At 66.8% G+C, this 15847-nt stretch carries 15 protein-coding genes; 5 read left to right on the top strand and 10 right to left on the bottom strand.

Translation table 11 applies throughout. The features are described 5' to 3' along the window. Positions 1–44: 44 nt before the first annotated feature. Both AWB68_RS21555 and AWB68_RS21550 read right to left on the bottom strand, forming a co-directional pair. Positions 45–437 (bottom strand): RidA family protein, encoded by a 393-nt coding sequence (locus AWB68_RS21555; RefSeq protein ID WP_087646375.1) that lies wholly within the window; start codon positions 435–437, stop codon positions 45–47. A gap of 47 nt (positions 438–484) precedes the next feature. Then, positions 485–1375, bottom strand: coding sequence for a LysR family transcriptional regulator (locus AWB68_RS21550; RefSeq protein WP_087646374.1), 891 nt, complete (start codon positions 1373–1375; stop codon positions 485–487). Positions 1376–1488: 113 nt separating this feature from the next. Here AWB68_RS21550 and AWB68_RS21545 point away from each other — a divergent pair, with 113 nt between their 5' ends. Then, entirely contained in the window at positions 1489–2382 is an 894-nt protein-coding gene (locus AWB68_RS21545) for an NAD-dependent epimerase/dehydratase family protein (RefSeq protein ID WP_087646373.1), read from the top strand. 70 nt (positions 2383–2452) lie between these two features. Here the strand turns inward: AWB68_RS21545 and AWB68_RS21540 are convergent, their stop codons facing one another. The 3 genes from AWB68_RS21540 to AWB68_RS21530 form a co-directional block, all read right to left on the bottom strand. Further along, positions 2453–3556, bottom strand: coding sequence for a malate/lactate/ureidoglycolate dehydrogenase (locus AWB68_RS21540; RefSeq protein ID WP_087646372.1), 1104 nt, complete (start codon positions 3554–3556; stop codon positions 2453–2455). A gap of 143 nt (positions 3557–3699) precedes the next feature. Beyond that, on the bottom strand, positions 3700–5163 hold the full coding sequence (locus tag AWB68_RS21535; protein WP_087646371.1) for a M20 family metallopeptidase: 1464 nt from the start codon (positions 5161–5163) through the stop codon (positions 3700–3702). 81 nt (positions 5164–5244) lie between these two features. Then, positions 5245–7722 (bottom strand): penicillin acylase family protein, encoded by a 2478-nt coding sequence (locus AWB68_RS21530; protein ID WP_087646399.1) that lies wholly within the window; start codon positions 7720–7722, stop codon positions 5245–5247. A gap of 199 nt (positions 7723–7921) precedes the next feature. Between AWB68_RS21530 and AWB68_RS21525 the strand changes: the two genes are divergently transcribed. Further along, the gene (locus AWB68_RS21525; RefSeq protein ID WP_374729593.1) at positions 7922–8143 is read left to right on the top strand and encodes an oxidoreductase-like domain-containing protein; all 222 of its coding nucleotides are present in this window, start codon (positions 7922–7924) and stop codon (positions 8141–8143) included. Positions 8144–8227: 84 nt separating this feature from the next. Continuing rightward, on the top strand, positions 8228–8737 hold the full coding sequence (locus tag AWB68_RS21520; RefSeq protein WP_087646370.1) for a DUF1993 domain-containing protein: 510 nt from the start codon (positions 8228–8230) through the stop codon (positions 8735–8737). Here the strand turns inward: AWB68_RS21520 and AWB68_RS21515 are convergent. The 3 genes from AWB68_RS21515 to mprF form a co-directional block, all read right to left on the bottom strand. Continuing rightward, a complete protein-coding gene (locus AWB68_RS21515; protein ID WP_087646369.1) occupies positions 8730–9113 on the bottom strand; it encodes a VOC family protein in 384 nt (127 codons plus the stop codon). The genes AWB68_RS21520 and AWB68_RS21515 overlap by 8 nt on opposite strands. A 79-nt stretch (positions 9114–9192) precedes the next feature. Next, positions 9193–10461, bottom strand: coding sequence for a virulence factor family protein (locus tag AWB68_RS21510; RefSeq protein WP_087646368.1), 1269 nt, complete (start codon positions 10459–10461; stop codon positions 9193–9195). Then, a complete protein-coding gene (gene mprF, locus AWB68_RS21505; RefSeq protein ID WP_087646367.1) occupies positions 10458–13052 on the bottom strand; it encodes a bifunctional lysylphosphatidylglycerol flippase/synthetase MprF in 2595 nt (864 codons plus the stop codon). Before mprF ends, AWB68_RS21510 begins: the two co-directional genes overlap by 4 nt. 490 nt (positions 13053–13542) lie before the next feature. Here mprF and AWB68_RS21500 point away from each other — a divergent pair, with 490 nt between their 5' ends. Further along, positions 13543–13902 (top strand): hypothetical protein, encoded by a 360-nt coding sequence (locus AWB68_RS21500; protein ID WP_235028439.1) that lies wholly within the window; start codon positions 13543–13545, stop codon positions 13900–13902. Positions 13903–13910: 8 nt separating this feature from the next. Here the strand turns inward: AWB68_RS21500 and AWB68_RS21495 are convergent, their stop codons facing one another. Continuing rightward, a complete protein-coding gene (locus AWB68_RS21495; protein WP_087646366.1) occupies positions 13911–14423 on the bottom strand; it encodes a hypothetical protein in 513 nt (170 codons plus the stop codon). Between the two features lie 245 nt (positions 14424–14668). Here AWB68_RS21495 and AWB68_RS21490 point away from each other — a divergent pair, with 245 nt between their 5' ends. Then, a complete protein-coding gene (locus tag AWB68_RS21490; protein ID WP_087646365.1) occupies positions 14669–15586 on the top strand; it encodes a LysR family transcriptional regulator in 918 nt (305 codons plus the stop codon). Positions 15587–15605: 19 nt separating this feature from the next. Here the strand turns inward: AWB68_RS21490 and AWB68_RS21485 are convergent, their stop codons facing one another. After that, positions 15606–15833, bottom strand: a complete 228-nt coding sequence (locus AWB68_RS21485) for a hypothetical protein (protein WP_087646364.1) — start codon at positions 15831–15833, stop codon at positions 15606–15608. Positions 15834–15847 lie beyond the last annotated feature (14 nt).

The following is a 15847-nucleotide window of genomic DNA, read 5'->3' as shown; positions in this document are numbered from 1 at the left end:
GACCGGACATCGCAATAATAAGAGCGATGTCCGGCGGCCCAAAATCAGCCGCGCTCTACCCAGGCGCGCGCCGAGATTTCCAGCAGATACCCGTAGTGCAGCGCGCCGACGGGCACCACGGCGCGCGCTGGCTTCCAGTCGCCGAAATGACGCGCGTAGATTTCGTTGAATTCCTTCCAGTAATCGACGCCCACGAGGTAGACCGTCACCTCGATGCAGTCCTTCAGTTCCGCGCCCGCCGCCGCGAGCACCGAGCGGAGGTTGGACAAGGTCTGTTCGGCTTGCACGGCGAACGGCTGGTCGCCGGTGTGCGTGCCGTCGGGCCGCATCGGCAACTGGCCGGACACGCAGATCAGGTTGCCCGCGCGCGTCGCGTGGCTGTAGTGGCCGGCGGGAATGGGGAGGCCGGGGGCGTTGAGGGCTTCGATTGGCGGCATCGTCGGATTCAGGGTTGATGAGACGCCCCAGCATACGCAGCCACGCTTCACGCCGCCAGCTTCGCGGCCAAAAAATCGAGAAACGCCCGCGCCCGCCCGGCCATCGACGCGCTCTGGTAATACACCGCGTTGATCGGCAGGCGGACGTCTTCGAGGGCGTCGTCGAGGATCGCGCGCAGGCGGCCGGCGCGGATGTCGGCGGTTGTCATGAATTCCGACAGGCACGCGATGCCGCCGTCGTTGATCGCGAGTTGCCGGATCGTCTCGCCGCTCGACGCCGCGACTGCCGGCGCAATCGTCACGAACGTGCCGGCGCGGTCGTTGCGCAAGGGCCAGTCGTTCAGGCTTTCGGGCGCCGTGAAGCCGATCAGCCGATGACGCAGCAGTTCGTCGACGTCGCGCGGCTCGCCGTGTTCCGCCAGATACGCCGGACTGGCGAGCACGCGCCAGCGCGTGCTGCCGAGCGAGCGCGCGTGCAGCGTCGAATCCTGCAGCGCGCCGAGCCGGATCGCGATGTCCACGCGCTGCTCCATCAAGTCGACAATGCGCTCGTTGCTCGTGAGTTCGAGCGTGATGTCGGGATAGAGCGCCGCGAACGCCTTCACATGCGGCACGATGCAATGGAGCATGAACGGCGACGCGGCATCGACGCGCAGCCGCCCCGCCGGCCGCTCGCGATGCCGGGCGATCGATTCCTCGGCGTCGTCCATCGCGGCGAGGATCAGCCGGGCGCGCGTGAGGAACAGTTCGCCCTCGTCGGTCAGTTGCAGGCGGCGCGTCGTGCGGCGCACGAGCGTGGCGTCGAGTTTCTTTTCCAGCCGCGTGAGCGCGCGGCTCACGCCGGAGACGGTCTGCTGCAACGCTTCCGCCGCCGCCGTGATCGAGCCGCAGTCGATCACGCTCACGAAGACCTGCAATTCATCGGTGTTCGTCTTCATTCGTGACTCATTGTTGACTCAGGATCAAGAGTGATTTGAGACTAACACTGTATTTGCGAAAGTCGAAGAGCGGGATACTGCGTTCAGTCCACTCATTTCAACGGAGCAGCACCATGAAAATTTTCGTGACTGGCGCAGGCGGGTTCATCGGCGGTTCGATCGCGGCGGGTCTCGCGCGCGACGGCCATCAGGTTCGCGGTCTCGTGCGGCGCGCCGAGCAGTCGGAGGAGTTGCAGCGCCTGGGCATCGAGCCGGTGCTCGGCAGTCTCGACGACCGCGCGCTGCTCATCGACGAGGCGCGCGCGGTGGACGCCGTCATCAACGCCGCCAGCAGCGACCATCGCGGCGCGGTCGAGGCGCTGATCGAAGGACTGGAAGGCTCGAACAAGACGCTGCTGCATACGAGCGGTTCGAGCATCGTCGGCGATGCGTCGGGCGGCGAGTCATCGGAGGCGATCTATCGCGAGGACAGCCTGCCCGAGCCGACCGCCGACAAGGCGCCGCGCGTGGCGATCGACAACCTCGTCCTCGATGCGGCGAAGCGCGGCGTGCGCTCGGGCGTGCTTTGCAACACGCTGATCTACGGGCACGGCGCGATTGCCTCGGCGGCGAGCGTGCAGTTGCCGCGCTTGTTGCGGCAGGCAAGGAAGAGCGGCGTCGTGCGTCATGTCGGGCCGGGTCGCAATATCTGGTCGAACGTGCATATCGACGATGTGGTCGATGCGTATCGCCGCGCGCTCGAAAAGACGCCGCCGGGCACGTTCTATTTCATCGAGAGCGGCGAAGCGTCATTCCGCGAAATGACGGCTGCAATGGCCGATGTGCTCGGCCTGGGCGAGCCGCAAGACTGGCCGCTCGACGCAGCTAAGGAGGAATGGGGCTACGAAATGGCGTCGTATGGTCTCGGCTCGAACAGCCGCGTGCGCGGCGAGCGCGCGCGTAAACTGCTCGGCTGGGCGCCGAAGCGCACGTCGGTCGTCGAGTGGATCAGGAAAGAGATGATTTGAGGGACGAGCGCTCGCTTGATCGTGCCGGTAACAACGCCGACGCGAGCGCCCGACGCCATCATCGAAACGCTCAACGCAACTGCTTGGCAAACCCCTCGATCTCGTCGGCCGGCATCCCCGATGCCGCCGCCGCATCGCGAATCTGCTGCCACGTCGTCGGGTCGATCGGCACGCCGTTCGCACCCCGCTCCGCGCGGCGCGCATCTTCCGGCTCTCCCGGCGCGTAGATCCGCTCGACGCCCGCCTGCAGCGGCGACGCCTTCACCCACTCGACGAACGCTTCCGCTTCGGCCTGCGCGGCGGGTGCATCGAAGGCGTTCGGATTGAGGATCACCGACGTCATGCAGTTGATGATCGCGCTCGTCTTCTGCAGCGTGCTTTCGCGCGTCGTATAACCGCCGGACAGCGCGCCGCCGAGAATCTCGCACATGGCGGCCAGACCAAATCCCTTGTGCAAGCCGAACGGCAGGAGCGAGCCGAACGGCTCCTCGTGCATGACCTTCGGCTCGACGGTCGGCGTGCCGTCGTGTTCGATCAGATAGCCCGGCGCGACCTTCACGCCCTTGTTGTACGCGACGCGCGTCTTGCCGTACGCGATGCCGCTCGTCGCGAAGTCGAGCACGAGCGGGGTCTTGCCGTCGCGCGGGAAGGCGGCGCAGAACGGATTCGTGCCGAAGCGCCGGTCGATGCCGCCGAACGGCGCGACGAGCGGGTCGCCCGCCACGTTCACGAAGTGAAACGACACGAGACCCGCCTTCGCGCACTGCTCGGCCCAGTGTCCGATGCGCCCGATGTGATGCGCGTCGCGCAAGCCGACCGCGCACACGCCGAGTTTCTTCGCGCGCTCGATGCCGTGCTCCATCGCCTCGTAGGCCACGACCTGGCCGAAGCCCTTGACGCCGTCGATGGAGAGCACCGCGCCCGCGTCGCGCACGATCTTCGCGTGCGCGTTGAGCTTGAGTTCGCCGTCCGCGAGCGACGCGACATAGCGCGGGATCATCCCGACGCCGTGCGAATCGTGGCCTGACAGGTTCGCCATCACGAGATGGTCGGCGACCAGTTCCGCCTCGCGCGGCGCGCTGCCGGCGCGCTCCCAGATCGCGCGGACGTAGGTGTGCAGGGCCTCGGCGGGGATGCGCAACTCGGGCGTGGCGGGCGTCTTGATATCGTTCATCGTGTTCAGGGTGTCGATTGCGCGATTTGCGCGGAACCCACACTCTACAGACGATCAACTGGCCTTACCACTTTGAATGCTTTCCGCAATAAAAAGGCGCGCAGGACATGCGCGCCTTTTTATTCAAGCGAGCCGCAATCGGATCACGGCGTCGCCGCAATCACCTCCGCGACCGCCGACGTCAGCTTCTTGCCATAAGGAACATGCAGGAACTCGTTCGGCCCGTGCGCGTTCGACTTCGGTCCGAGCACGCCGCAGACCATGAACTGCGAGCGCGGGAAGCCTTCCTTCAGCGTGTTCATCAGCGGGATCGTGCCGCCCTGCCCGATATACGCGACATCCGCGCCGAAGTGCCGGCGCGACGCGTCGTTCAACGCCGTCCCGAGCCACGGCGCGAGATCGGGCGCACTCCAGCCGGTCGCAGCACCGGCTTCGGGCTTGAACGTGACCTTCGCGTTATACGGCGGATCGAATTCGAGCAGCGCCTTCAGTTCCGCGACGGCCTGCGTCGCCTCGACGAGCGGCGGCAAGCGCAGCGACAGCTTGAACGCCGTGCGCGGCGCAAGCACGTTGCCGGCATCGGCGAGCGGCGGCAGGCCCGCCGCGCCCGTCACCGTGAGCGACGGACGCCATGTCGAGTTCAGCAGCGCTTCCTGCGGATCGGTGGTGGTCGGAAGAACCTGGCCGCCGTCCTGGCCGCAGCTCCACGGCAGCTTCTTCCAGACGTCGTCGCCGAGGATGTGCGCCGTCGCTTCCGCTTCGCGCAGGCGTTGCCGCGGGATCGGGCAGTGAAAGCCCTTCGGCAGCAGGTTGCCGGTGCCGGCATCTTCCAGCCGCTCGAAGAGCTGGCGCATGATGCGAAACGTCGATGGCGCGATGCCGCCGTAACCGCCCGAATGGATGCCTTCGTCGAGCACCTGCACTTCGAGATCGCCCGCGACGAGCCCGCGCAGCGACGTGGTGAGCCACAACTGGTCGTAATTGCCCGCGCCCGAATCGAGGCAGATCACGAGGCCGACGTCGCCGAGCCGCTCGCGCAACGCGTCGATGTAGGGCAGCAGGTCGTAGCTGCCCGATTCCTCGCAGGTCTCGATGATGCCGACGCAGCGCGGCCGTTCGACCCCCTGTGCGTCGAGCGCGGCGAGCGCGGTGAGACTGGCGTAGGTCGCGTAGCCGTCGTCGGCGCCGCCGCGGCCGTAGAGCTTGTCGTCTTCGAGCTTCGGTGTCCACGGACCGAGGTCGCGGCGCCAGCCTTCGAATTCGGGCTGCTTGTCGAGATGGCCGTACAGCACGACGGTTTCGGTGCTGCCCGAACGCGTGGCGGGCGCTTCGAAGAAGATCACCGGCGTGCGGCCGGCGAGTCGCACGATCTCGACTTTCAGGCCCTTCACGGGTTGCTGTTCGGCCCATTGCACGGCGTCGGTCACGACGCGTTCGATGAAGCCGTGGCGAACCCAGTCGGCATCGAACATCGGGCTTTTGGCGGGAATGGCGATGTAGTCGGTCAGCGCGGGGACGATCTCGTCGTTCCATTTGCGCTCGACGAATGCGGTGAGCGCGTCGCGATCGAGTTGCGCTGCTTGTTGTGTGGTGTCATCGGAAATCATGACGGTCTTTCCATCCGAGTAAAGATGTCAATGATAGACGCGTTTGTCCTCCCACTCGATCCGGGTTTCCTTTACCGCTGATTACTGCGGCACCCTGCGCGGCCCCACCGCGCGCAGCACCGGCTCCTGCCGGCGCTCGCCGGAGACGGTCTTGCGCACGAGCGCGGGGTCGGCGTCGATCGCCCGGTCGGTGAACGGGAAGCGCTGCCATGTCTTCGCCGCGAACAGCCGCGTCGCGTCGCCGGAGTGCGGGGACGCGGGATCGTCGGATTCGGAGTGCGCGAGCATGGTGTCGGCATCGACGCCGTCCTCGCCGAACGACACCACCTGCATGTAGCTGTCGCCGTGGCCGTTGAAGTCCATCGGATAGCCGCGTGTGTCGAGCGGCCGGCGCGCGCACACGATCGTGAAATAGCCGGCTTCGTCGCAACCGCCGTAGAGCGGCACGCGCGCGCCGTTGCGCATCGTATAGAGGATGTCGCCGCGCCGCGAATTCAGCGCGAAGCCGTTCAGTTTCAGCGCCAGCACCGCCCCGCCGAGCGCCTGCTTCAAGTCCTGCACGACCGCCGGATTCGAGGTGTTGAAGCCGCCCGGCGTCGCGAGCGGCGCGGCGGGATCGAAGCCGTTGGCGTACAGGCGCTCGGGCGCGATGCGCGTCACGCGCACCCAGAATTCGTCCCACAGGTTGGCGCCGCGCGCGTCGGTGTTCGCGGTGCCGTCCCAGGCGCGCAGCACGTCGCAGGCTTCACGCAGGGTGTTCTGCGGATCGCCGAAATTGCACGCGGCATCGAGCAGCGGCTTGCGGAACAGGCGCTCGGACAGCGAGCCGGATTGCAGCACGGCCGACTTCAGCGCGTCGCGCGTGATGCCGCCCTCCTCGCGCTGGAGTTGCGCAGCGAGCAAGTGGCCGAAGCGCGTGCGCAGCGACTGCGGCGTGCCGGTCGCGCCCGCGATGCGCGGATAACCCGTCATCGGCGCGTTCGCGTTGGTGAGCCAGTAGCTGTCGTTGAAATTGCCGACATAGTCGCCGCGCGCGATGCTCGGCATCTGCTCGACCGGCAGCGCGCCCGCCTGCACCGCCGACGAATCGACGCGCCACGCGCACGCGCTTTTCGAGCCGTCGAGGAACGGCACGCCCGGCACGCGCCCGTTGAACGCGCGGCCGGCGGGGGTCGTGCACGAGTCGACGAGTGCGTCGGGCACGTTCGGCATCGGGCCGATGTCGGCGAACCAGACGCGCGCGTCGCCTTTACCGATCGCGAACGTGTTGACCCACGGCATCGCCGCGAAGCGCTTTTCGATCGCGATGAAATCGGTCAGCGAGCGCGCCTGGTTCCACGCGAAGAAGTTCAGGAACGCGCGATTGTTCTCCACGTTGACGTCGCGTAGGGCGAACGCGCGCTGCGCGGTCCAGCCGAGCCCGGGCGCCATCGACGACAGGTCGACCACCGGCCCGAAGCGCGTGCGGTAGAGCGTGCGCGTGACCGCCTCGAACGAGCCGTCGGGACGCCGCGTCTGGATGGTGAGCGGCACGGCGGTCATCGGTTCGGCGCGGCCGTCGATCAGGTAGCGCGTCGGGTCGGCGGGATCGAGCGCCAGTTGGAAGATGCCGAAGCGGCGCACGGTCGACACCGTATGCGTCCACGCGACGTTGTCGTTGAAGCCGAGCACGATCACCGGCACGCCGAGAAACGAGACGCCCGCCACGTTCACCACGCCCGGAATCGTGAGCTGCGCCTGATAGAAGCGGTCCGGCCCGCGCCAGAACCAGTGCGGATTGCCGAAGAGGAGACTGCGGTCGTCGTGGGTGATCGGCGCGCCGAATGCGAGCGCATTGCTGCCGATGCCGGCCGTCTTGCCGATGTCGACGCTCGTCGCGTCGCCGTCGACGGCGCTCGTCTTGGCGGCTTCATCGTTCGACGAAGCGGAAGGCGCGCGCGGCGGCCGCGCATTCGCGATCTGCTGCACGAACTGCGCCGCGCCGCCACCGAGGTTGGCGGCGATCAGGCGCTGGTAGACGTCGTCGGCGGTGATCCGCTCGACCCACGGCTTGCCCTTGCAGGCCGCGTGCGCATTGGGGACGCGGCCGGCGTCGAGATCGTGGAGATACTGGTTGTAGCCTGCCGCGAAGCCGTCGATCAGGCTTTGCAGCGAAGCCGGCTGCGCCGCGCGATAACGCTCGACGGCGGCGTTGTCGTCGACGAGCCGGAAGAAGAAGTCCGCATCGATGTTGCGCGGCTGGCCGAAGGTCGCGCCGGCGGGCGGACGCGCGTCGGCGCCGAACCAGGCGGAGCGCTCGCCGCGATAGGTGACGAAGGCGTCGGCGAGCGTGCACAGGTTGTCTTCCGCCTGCGCGTAGCCGTAGCCATAGCCGAGACTGCCCCAGTCGGCGGCCTTGATATGCGGGATGCCCGACTGCGTGCGGCGGATTTCGGCGCTGTAGGGAGCGGCGCTCTGCACGGACGCCCCGGACTCGATCGGCGGCAGCGGCACGCATGCGGCCAGCATCAAAACGACGAGGGGCGCGAGGGCGGATGCGAGCCTGGCTGTCTTGTTCATCGAAGGAACCTTCAATTCGTTCGAGAGGCAGCAGCGTTGCCCGGCTCGCGCCGCGAGAACAAACGCCTCGTGGCGGGCCGTCGCCGCGTGATTCGTCCGCCACGGCGCATGACTGCTGCGTCGAAGTATGCCATCGCCCGCACTGTCGGCCGCCGCCAAAACCTAGACGCCGGCGTGCCGCGCAACCGATCGGCGCAAAATGGAATCGAACGCATTTTTCCGCCTTCACGTCCCGCCGATGCCCAGTCCCGACACCGAAAACGATCCCCGCCCCGTTCCGCCCGAGCGCCCCGCTCCCGACGAGTGCTGCCAGAGCGGCTGTGAACCATGCGTGTTCGATCTCTACGAGGAAGCGCTCGACCGCTACGAAGCCGAGTTGCGCGCGTGGGAGGCGCGCGTACGGTCGACGCCTTCTTCCTGAGTGTCGTGCGCCCCGTTCGGGCAGCCGAAAGGACGAAGCGCTATGCTTGTCGCCCCTGTCAACCTTCAAAAAACGGAGACACCCATGTCCCTGACGATGTATCGCGCGTCGATTCCCGTGTTCATTCGCGGCCTCGACGTGCTCTCCTCGCTGCTGGAAAAGGCCGTCGCTTTCGCCGACGCCAAAGGCATCGCGCACGCCGACATCATCGGCGCGCGGCTCGCTTCCGACATGCTGCCGTTCGCCGCGCAGATCCAGCGCGCGAGCGATACGGCGAAGCTCTCGGCGCAGCGTCTCGCGGGCGGTGAAGCGCCGCGTTTCGAGGACAACGAAGACTCGTTCGCCGCGCTGCAGGAACGCATCGCGAACACGAAGGCGTACCTGAAGAGCATCGACGCGAAGCGACTCGACGACAGCGAGACGCGCACGGTCACGCTCAAGCTCAAGGACGTCGAGCCGAGTTTCAGCGGCGTGGACTACCTCTTCGGCTTCGGCTTGCCGAACTTCTATTTCCACGTCGTGACGACCTACGACATCCTGCGCCATCTCGGCGTGGATATCGGCAAGCGCGATTATCTCGGCCCGCTCAGATGAGTTCGGAGATTTCGATGAGGTTCAAATCCGGATCGCGGATGTAGACCGAACGGATTTTCCGGGTGGCGCCGGTGCGTTCCACCGGCCCTTCGACGATCGGGCAATTCGAGCGCTTCAGGTGCTCGATCACGTCGTCGAGCGGGACGGCTGCGATGAAGCACAGGTCGAGGGCGCCCGGCACCGGCAAGTGCGCCTTCGGCTCGAACTCGGCGCCGCGCACGTGGACGTTGATCTTCTGATTGCCGAAGTGAAAAGATATGCGGCCCGCGCCGAAGCTTTCGAGCCGCATTTGCAGGACATCGACGTAGAAGCGTTTGGTCGCTTCGACGTCGATGCAGGTGATGACCAGATGGTCGAGATGATCGATCAGTGCCATGGCGGAACTCCATCGGTGTGAAGTGCCGTCATGTTAGCCGCGCCGCCGATTGATTGTGGGCTTCGGCGCGGCCTCCCGCTCAGGCGCCGCCGCGCAGCGCGATCTGCTTCTGCCAGCCGCCGAGAATGCGCTTCGCGAGCGCGTCGTAGTCGCCGCCGAAGTGGTGGTCGCCCTGCAGGCGGATCACGTCGATACCCGTCTTCGTGAGCTTCGGGCACAGCGTGTCCTCTTCCTTCTCGCCGTAGATGCACTGGACCATCGCGGGCGGCAGCTTCGCGAGTTCGCCCTGGACCGGCAACGCCTTGTCGCTTGCCGGCATGCCGAGCCAGCCGGTCACGCGGATCTGGAAATCGGCCGTGGGCGAAAAGCCCATCAGCGATACATACGACACCTTCGCGCGCAGCGCGTCGGGCAGACGGTTGTAGGCGAACGGCATCACATCGGCGCCGAACGAGTAGCCGATCAGCGCGACGTGGCTCGTATGCCAGCGCGCGCCGTAGGTCTGCATCACGCGGCCGAGGTCGTGCGCGACCTGCTGCGGCGTCTTCTCGCTCCAGAAATAGCGCAGCGCGTCGATGCCGATCACCGACACGCCTTCCCGCTGCATCGCCTCGGCCATCGTCTTGTCGAGATCGCGCCAGCCGCCGTCGCCGGAAATGACGATCGCAAGCAGGTCGGTCGGGTGAGCCGCGCGCAGTTCGATCAGCGGCAGGTCGGATACGTCTTCCTCGTGCGCCGCTTGCGACTGGAGATGCGGCGCGGTCAACGCAAGCAACGCGTCGGCCTTGGTGCGGCCCGCTTGCAGCGCGCCGCGTTCGACGAAGCCCGGCATCGCCTTGTCGTGCGTGATCGTCGGGTCGGGCGGACAGAGATCGAAACGCGCGTCGAGCTGCTTGTCGGCGTTCAGCGCAACCGCGCCCGTGACGGTATTCTCCGGCGCCTGCGCCAGAATGCGCTCCGCGAGAAGGCCGCCCTGGCCCGTGCCCGCCACGATCGGCGCGAAGTAGCGGCTCGTCTGCACGCCGCGCTCGAGCTGATGGCTCACGGCCTCCGCGTCGCCGACGAGGTTATGGCAGCTTTCCTTCTCTGCCGGCGCTTGCAGGCGCGCCGCGTAGCGCTCCGTATCCACGCCGACGACCATCGCGCCGTTCTTCGCGAGCGCATCGGCGGCTTGCTGGTCGGCCGGGCTCCAGCCGCTTTTCTCCGAGAACAGCACGACGAAGCCGCGCATCTCGCCGACGGGCTTCGTCAGCGCGACCTCGCCATAACGGCCGCCGGGAATCGTTGCGGCATGCGCCGCGGACAACAATGCGAACGAAACCGCCGCGACTTTCAACAAAAATTTCATGAACGCCAGCCTCCCGCCAGCAACGAGAGATCCGCCAGGGTAAAAAACACGCCGACCGAGCCGGACGCCGCGAGATAGCGCGGCTCCCAGCGCGGCTGGAACTTGCTCTTGAATCCGCGCAGGCCGCGGAAATTGTAGAAACGCCCACCGAACCGCCAGACCAAACCGGCGAGCCGATGCCAGTACGACGCGAGCGGCGTCGGCTGCATGCCCGACAGCGGTGCGATGCCAAGCGACAGCGACTGAAAACCCGCCTGCTTCAGATGCAGCGCGAGCTTGGTGAACAGATACTCCATCGCATACGGCGACGCGTCCGGCAGATGCCGCATCACGCCGACCGTCGCTTCGGTATTCATATCGGTCGTCATGAACGTGACGAACGCGACCGGCGTGCCTTGCTGGCGCACGAGCAGCACGGACTGCGCCGACAGATAGTCCTCGGTGAACGCCGCGACCGAGAAGCTCTTCTCGCGGGTCAGACGGCTGTCGAGCCACGCATCGGAGATTTCGCGCAGCATCGGCAGGCTTTCGGGCACGCGCGCCGGATCGATCACTTCGACGTCGAAGCCATCGCGTTCGCCACGCTTCAACGCATAGCGCAGATGCGCGCGGTGCGAGCCCTTCAGGTCGAAATCGGAGAGCACGACGTGCGCTTCCTCGCCGAGCTTCATCAGCGTGAGGCCGGCGTCGAGGTAGAGCGGCAGCGCGTCGGCGCGCACCTGATAGAACGCCGCGCGCCCGTTGTGCGAATGCGCCAGTTCCACGAACTTGCGGATCAGTTCTGCCCATTCGCGGCGCGGCCCGACCGGATCGTGCAGCGCGGCCCACGTGCGGCCGTGCTTCGCGTACATCAGGAACGCCTCGCGCGACTCGGAAAACAGGAAGCTCTTGTCGCCCATCATCGCGAGGCCCGCGTCGCTGCGCTCCTGCGCGCGGAAAATGCGCGCGGCGTCGAGCAGGTCCTGCGGTGCGGGCTTGACGAAGCGGCCGGCGGCCGGGCGCAACAGCTGCCACATCGCGAAGACCGCGGCGAACAGCACCGCCGCGAGGGTCGCGCGCAGCGCGCGCGGCGCGCGATGGTCGAACGCGAACTGCCACCAGAGGTCGCCGCTGTATTGAACGTCGCGGAAGGCGAAGAACATGATCCACACGGCCAGCACCATCACGACGCCGACCGACGCGAGCCAGGTCGCCGTGAAGCGCTCGGCGAAGAGCGACGAGCGGCGGCTGAAGCGGTCGCGCGTCGCGATCAAGAGGACGATCAGGAAGCCGAGCATGCCCGCCTCGATGAACGCCAGTCCCTTCGCGAGCGACAGCGCGAGGTTCGCCACCGCGAGGATCAGCGCGAGCCACCACGCGGCATCGAGCCGGCGCAGCAGCCCGCGCGCGACGAACAGCAGCAGCACGCCGAGCACACTGCCGAGGAGTTGCGAGCTTTCGAGCACCCAGAGCGGCAGGATCGTCTGCAGCAAGGCGATGCGCTTGGCGAACGCGGGCGTCGCGCCCGAGATCACCAGCATCGAGCCGGCAACGAACGTGACGATACTGAGGAACAGCGGCGCGAGCTGCGAGACGTGACCCGGGCGCAGGAACGCGAAGCGGCCCTTGAGCGCGCGGCCTTCGAACGCCGCCATCACGGCCGCCGAGAGAATCAGCGGCAAGCCGAAATAGATCGCGCGATAGGCGAGGAGCGCGGCGACCATCTCCGGCGTGTGTACGCTGCCGCCGAGCGCGAACACCATCGACGCCTCGAACACGCCCACGCCGCCCGGCGTATGACCGATCATGCCGAGCAGCATCGCGGCGGAGAAGACGGTGATGAACTCGCCGAAACCGACCTGCGCGTGCGGCAGCAGCGCCCACAGCGCGAGGCCGGCGGCGATCACGTCGACGATCGCGAGCGCGATCTGCGCGACGAAATCGCGGCGCGCGGGAATCGTGAAGCGCAGCCACTTCCAGCGCAGGCCCAGCGTGCGCGGCGCAGTGCCGCACGATGCGATCATCGCCGCCATCGCCACGAGCAGCGCCGCGCCGACGATGCGCAGCGCGTCCGGCGAGAGCGGCATCATGCGGGCAAGCGTATCGGCCGAAACGACCATGCCGGCCGCCGTCATCAGGACCAGCGAGAGCGCGAGCGTGACGCTCGTGAACACCGTCAGCCGCCCGACCTGCGCGGGCGTGACCTCGGCCGCGCCATAGACGCGGCAGCGCACCGCGCCGCCCGTGAGCGCGCCGAAGCCGGTCGCGTTGCCGAGCGCGGAGCCGACCGTCGCGCCGACCCACAGCAGCGAGCGCGGCACCTTCGCGCCGATGTGCCGCAGACCGACGGCGTCGCGGCCGACCAGCGCGACAAAGCTGAGCGCGGTTGCGCCGAGCGCGGCGCACCAGGCGTCGAGTGGAAGGTGGCGCAAATGCCGCATCACCGACTTGTAGTCGACGGCCTGCGACAGGTGCTGGAACACGGCGAGGAGCAGCGCGCACACGACGACCGTCAGGACGGGCGCGGCGAAGCGCGACAAACCGTGTGCTCTGGACCAGCGGCGGAGCGTCGCGGCCATGTATGCGGGATCGACCAGGTTTTTGCGAGACATCGTTCAACCAGACTTGCAATGGCCACCAGAGCGTTGCCCGAAAGTCCGGGCGACGCTGCGGCGGCGTGAAATTTTGTATGAGGCGTCGGCACTTTTTTCCGGCCGTCTTTCGCGGCGGACTGTTGCTTCGGCGGCATCGTCGTCAGGAAAACGCCTGTATAACGGCGTGGGTTGACCTGACTTAAGGAAATAGTAAGAAAGAGCTGAAAGCTCTTTATTTGGGAAACAGACGAGTTATAAGTACTTAATGCAATTTACAAACACATTCCGGGATATTTGAGATCATTTCGACCGGCGTAGCGATCCGCGCCGTCGCGCGGAAGGAAAAGGACAACCCGCAATGATACGCGATGCGCGGCGACCCTCGCTTTACGGTCTGTCAGGCGAGCGGTTAGGATCGGAAACGGCGATTCGCTGACTTATCCTGAGCTTTGACCCATAGCCAAAAACGCCGCCTGACGCGGCCTCACATGACAAAGGCATCGGACGCATGAAATTTCCCGCTCTCGCAACGACCGCCGCCTGCGCGCTCGTTCTGTCCGGCTGCGCCGCCTCGATGGACGACGCCAGCCTGATGAAGACCGTGCCGGTCGGCGCGGGCACGTCGCATATCGCGATCTATCCGTTCATCGAGTGCGTGAAGGCGAAATGGTCGCCGCAGGCCGCCGGGAAGTTGCGCCAGTACGCGCCGGACTCCGACGGCCAGGTGCTCGCCGTGCGCGGCGCAACGAGCGGCGACAGCGTGTTGCTCTACGCACAGCCGTCCGCGGCGGGCACGACCGGCTATACGATCTACGGCGACGTCGTGGCCGCGAGCCGGTATGTCGCGGCGGCCCACACCTGCGACTGATCCAGCGCTCAGGACGACGCCTTGCCGCCGTTCATGTCGACGCTTGCCCGGTGCGTCCCGACGATCCGCCCGATCAGGTATCCGTCCGATGCGCACGCGTTGACGCGTTCGTTGCCGTTCCACTGGATCTTGTACTGGTCCTCGTGTGACTGGACGCTCGCGGCATCGAACTTGTGTTTCGGCGGCGTTTTCGCGCCCGGGTTGCGCGCCTGTTCCAGCACGAGGCGGTTCCAGGTCAGCGCATAGCCGTAGCGCACGCCATCGGCGAAGGCATCGTTGTCGCAGACTTGCGACGGCGGGACCAGCTTGAGCGTCGTGTGGTATCCAGCCGGACTGCCGACCATGATGCGCTGCTCGCCCGGCGGCCCGGCCGGGACCGGCGCCGAAGCGGCGGCCTGGGCGGCCGAGGCCGCGTTCGGTGCGGCCGGCAGGCCGCCATTGGTGCCGGCGCCGGGGGGAAGCGGTGCGCACGCGCCGAGCACCAGCATCGATGCGCCCAGAGCCGCGCTGAAACTTTTCATCCGTCGTAAAAAAATCACCTGCGGTTTCCGTCTCGAAAATTATCCGACCGCCACCTTAACATTCCAGAGGAATCTTGTTTATGAGACCTTCGGTCGAGAGGATTCCAATCGGGGTGCGGGGTCGCTTGCGCTCGGGGGTGAATGCTGTTTGCGCTGTTTGATGCGCTTGGGCTTCCGAGCGCATCAAACAGCGCAAAGAAACGCCGCCGCAATCCCAAGCGCCAGCGACCATCCGGGAGCCAGACATGCTGTCCGAGGAAGAACTAGCCCTGCTCGATGCGATCCGCGAAACCGGCAGCCTGTCACGCGCCGCCGCGCGCCTGGGCAAAGCGCCATCAACCATCTCGCACGCCGCGCGCCAGCTCGAAACCCGCTTTGACGCCTTGTTGTTCGACCGCCGCCGCTATCGGTTGCAGCTCACGCCGGCCGGACATCTGCTCGCGGAAGAAGCCGCACGGCTGATGCTCGATATGTCGCGGATGACGCAGCGCGTCCGGCAAATCGCAAGCGGCTGGGAAGACCGGCTATGGATCGTCTCCGATGAAATCCTCGAATTCGATACGCTCCTGCCCGTGATTCGCGCGTTCGATGCGCTGGAGTCGGGCGTCACGCTGCGCTTCACGCACGAGGTGCTGAGCGGCACCTGGGAAGCGTTGCGCGACGGCCGCGCGGACCTGATCGTCGGCGCGACCAACGAGCCGCCTGCGATCCCCGGACTGCGCTGGTTCGAACTCGGCGTGATGGAATGGGTGTTCGCGGTGTCGCCGCGCCATCCGCTCGCCGCCGTCGACGGCACGCTCAGGCGCGAGCAGATCTCAGCGCATCGGGCGGTGGTCGTGGCGGATTCATCGCGCGTGTCGGCCGGACGCGCGTACGGACTGCTCGGCGGTCAGGCCGCGCTCGCCGTGCCGAGCATGCGCGCGAAAGTGCTAGCGCAGCGTCATGGGCTGGGCGTCGGCTGGTTGCCGCGGCAGCGGGTGGCGTCGCTGCTGGAAAGCGGCGAACTCGTGGAAAAGCCGACCGCCGATCCGCGCGAACCGAACACGCTGTATGTCGCGTGGCGCGGCGACCATGAAGGCCGTGCGCTGCAATGGTGGCTCGAACAGTTGCGCCAACCCCGGCTGTCGGCGTTGCTCGTGCGGGGGCTGGACCGGTTCCAGTGAGCCTGGAACCGGGGGCCGCCTATTGCGCCCGCGGATCGAGCACCGGATACCCTTGCGGGGCCGGGTGTCCCGGCAAGTGCAGGTCCTTCAACAGCGGTCCGACCGGATACGGAAGCGAAGCCGGCAGCGGGAAAATCGACGGACTGTCGGGATTCGTCACATGGATGATGCCGCCGCGCACGGCGGACATCGCCGCGCGATCCAGCGTTTCTGCGACGGGAAGATCGGTGATGGTCAGGGTGTTCATTGCATGTCTCCTGG

Source organism: Caballeronia choica (assembly GCF_001544535.1).
Lineage (GTDB): Bacteria > Pseudomonadota > Gammaproteobacteria > Burkholderiales > Burkholderiaceae > Caballeronia > Caballeronia choica.
This window is presented reverse-complemented; position numbering and strand designations above follow the sequence as displayed.

Coding starts and splice junctions, on each gene's coding strand:
- AWB68_RS21555 (WP_087646375.1), bottom strand. CDS start 437: ATGCCGCCAATCGAAGCCCTCAACGCCCCCGGCCTCCCCATTCCCGCC.
- AWB68_RS21550 (WP_087646374.1), bottom strand. CDS start 1,375: ATGAAGACGAACACCGATGAATTGCAGGTCTTCGTGAGCGTGATCGAC.
- AWB68_RS21545 (WP_087646373.1), top strand. CDS start 1,489: ATGAAAATTTTCGTGACTGGCGCAGGCGGGTTCATCGGCGGTTCGATC.
- AWB68_RS21540 (WP_087646372.1), bottom strand. CDS start 3,556: ATGAACGATATCAAGACGCCCGCCACGCCCGAGTTGCGCATCCCCGCC.
- AWB68_RS21535 (WP_087646371.1), bottom strand. CDS start 5,163: ATGATTTCCGATGACACCACACAACAAGCAGCGCAACTCGATCGCGAC.
- AWB68_RS21530 (WP_087646399.1), bottom strand. CDS start 7,722: ATGAACAAGACAGCCAGGCTCGCATCCGCCCTCGCGCCCCTCGTCGTT.
- AWB68_RS21525 (WP_374729593.1), top strand. CDS start 7,922: ATGGAATCGAACGCATTTTTCCGCCTTCACGTCCCGCCGATGCCCAGT.
- AWB68_RS21520 (WP_087646370.1), top strand. CDS start 8,228: ATGTCCCTGACGATGTATCGCGCGTCGATTCCCGTGTTCATTCGCGGC.
- AWB68_RS21515 (WP_087646369.1), bottom strand. CDS start 9,113: ATGGCACTGATCGATCATCTCGACCATCTGGTCATCACCTGCATCGAC.
- AWB68_RS21510 (WP_087646368.1), bottom strand. CDS start 10,461: ATGAAATTTTTGTTGAAAGTCGCGGCGGTTTCGTTCGCATTGTTGTCC.
- mprF (WP_087646367.1), bottom strand. CDS start 13,052: ATGTCTCGCAAAAACCTGGTCGATCCCGCATACATGGCCGCGACGCTC.
- AWB68_RS21500 (WP_235028439.1), top strand. CDS start 13,543: ATGAAATTTCCCGCTCTCGCAACGACCGCCGCCTGCGCGCTCGTTCTG.
- AWB68_RS21495 (WP_087646366.1), bottom strand. CDS start 14,423: ATGAAAAGTTTCAGCGCGGCTCTGGGCGCATCGATGCTGGTGCTCGGC.
- AWB68_RS21490 (WP_087646365.1), top strand. CDS start 14,669: ATGCTGTCCGAGGAAGAACTAGCCCTGCTCGATGCGATCCGCGAAACC.
- AWB68_RS21485 (WP_087646364.1), bottom strand. CDS start 15,833: ATGAACACCCTGACCATCACCGATCTTCCCGTCGCAGAAACGCTGGAT.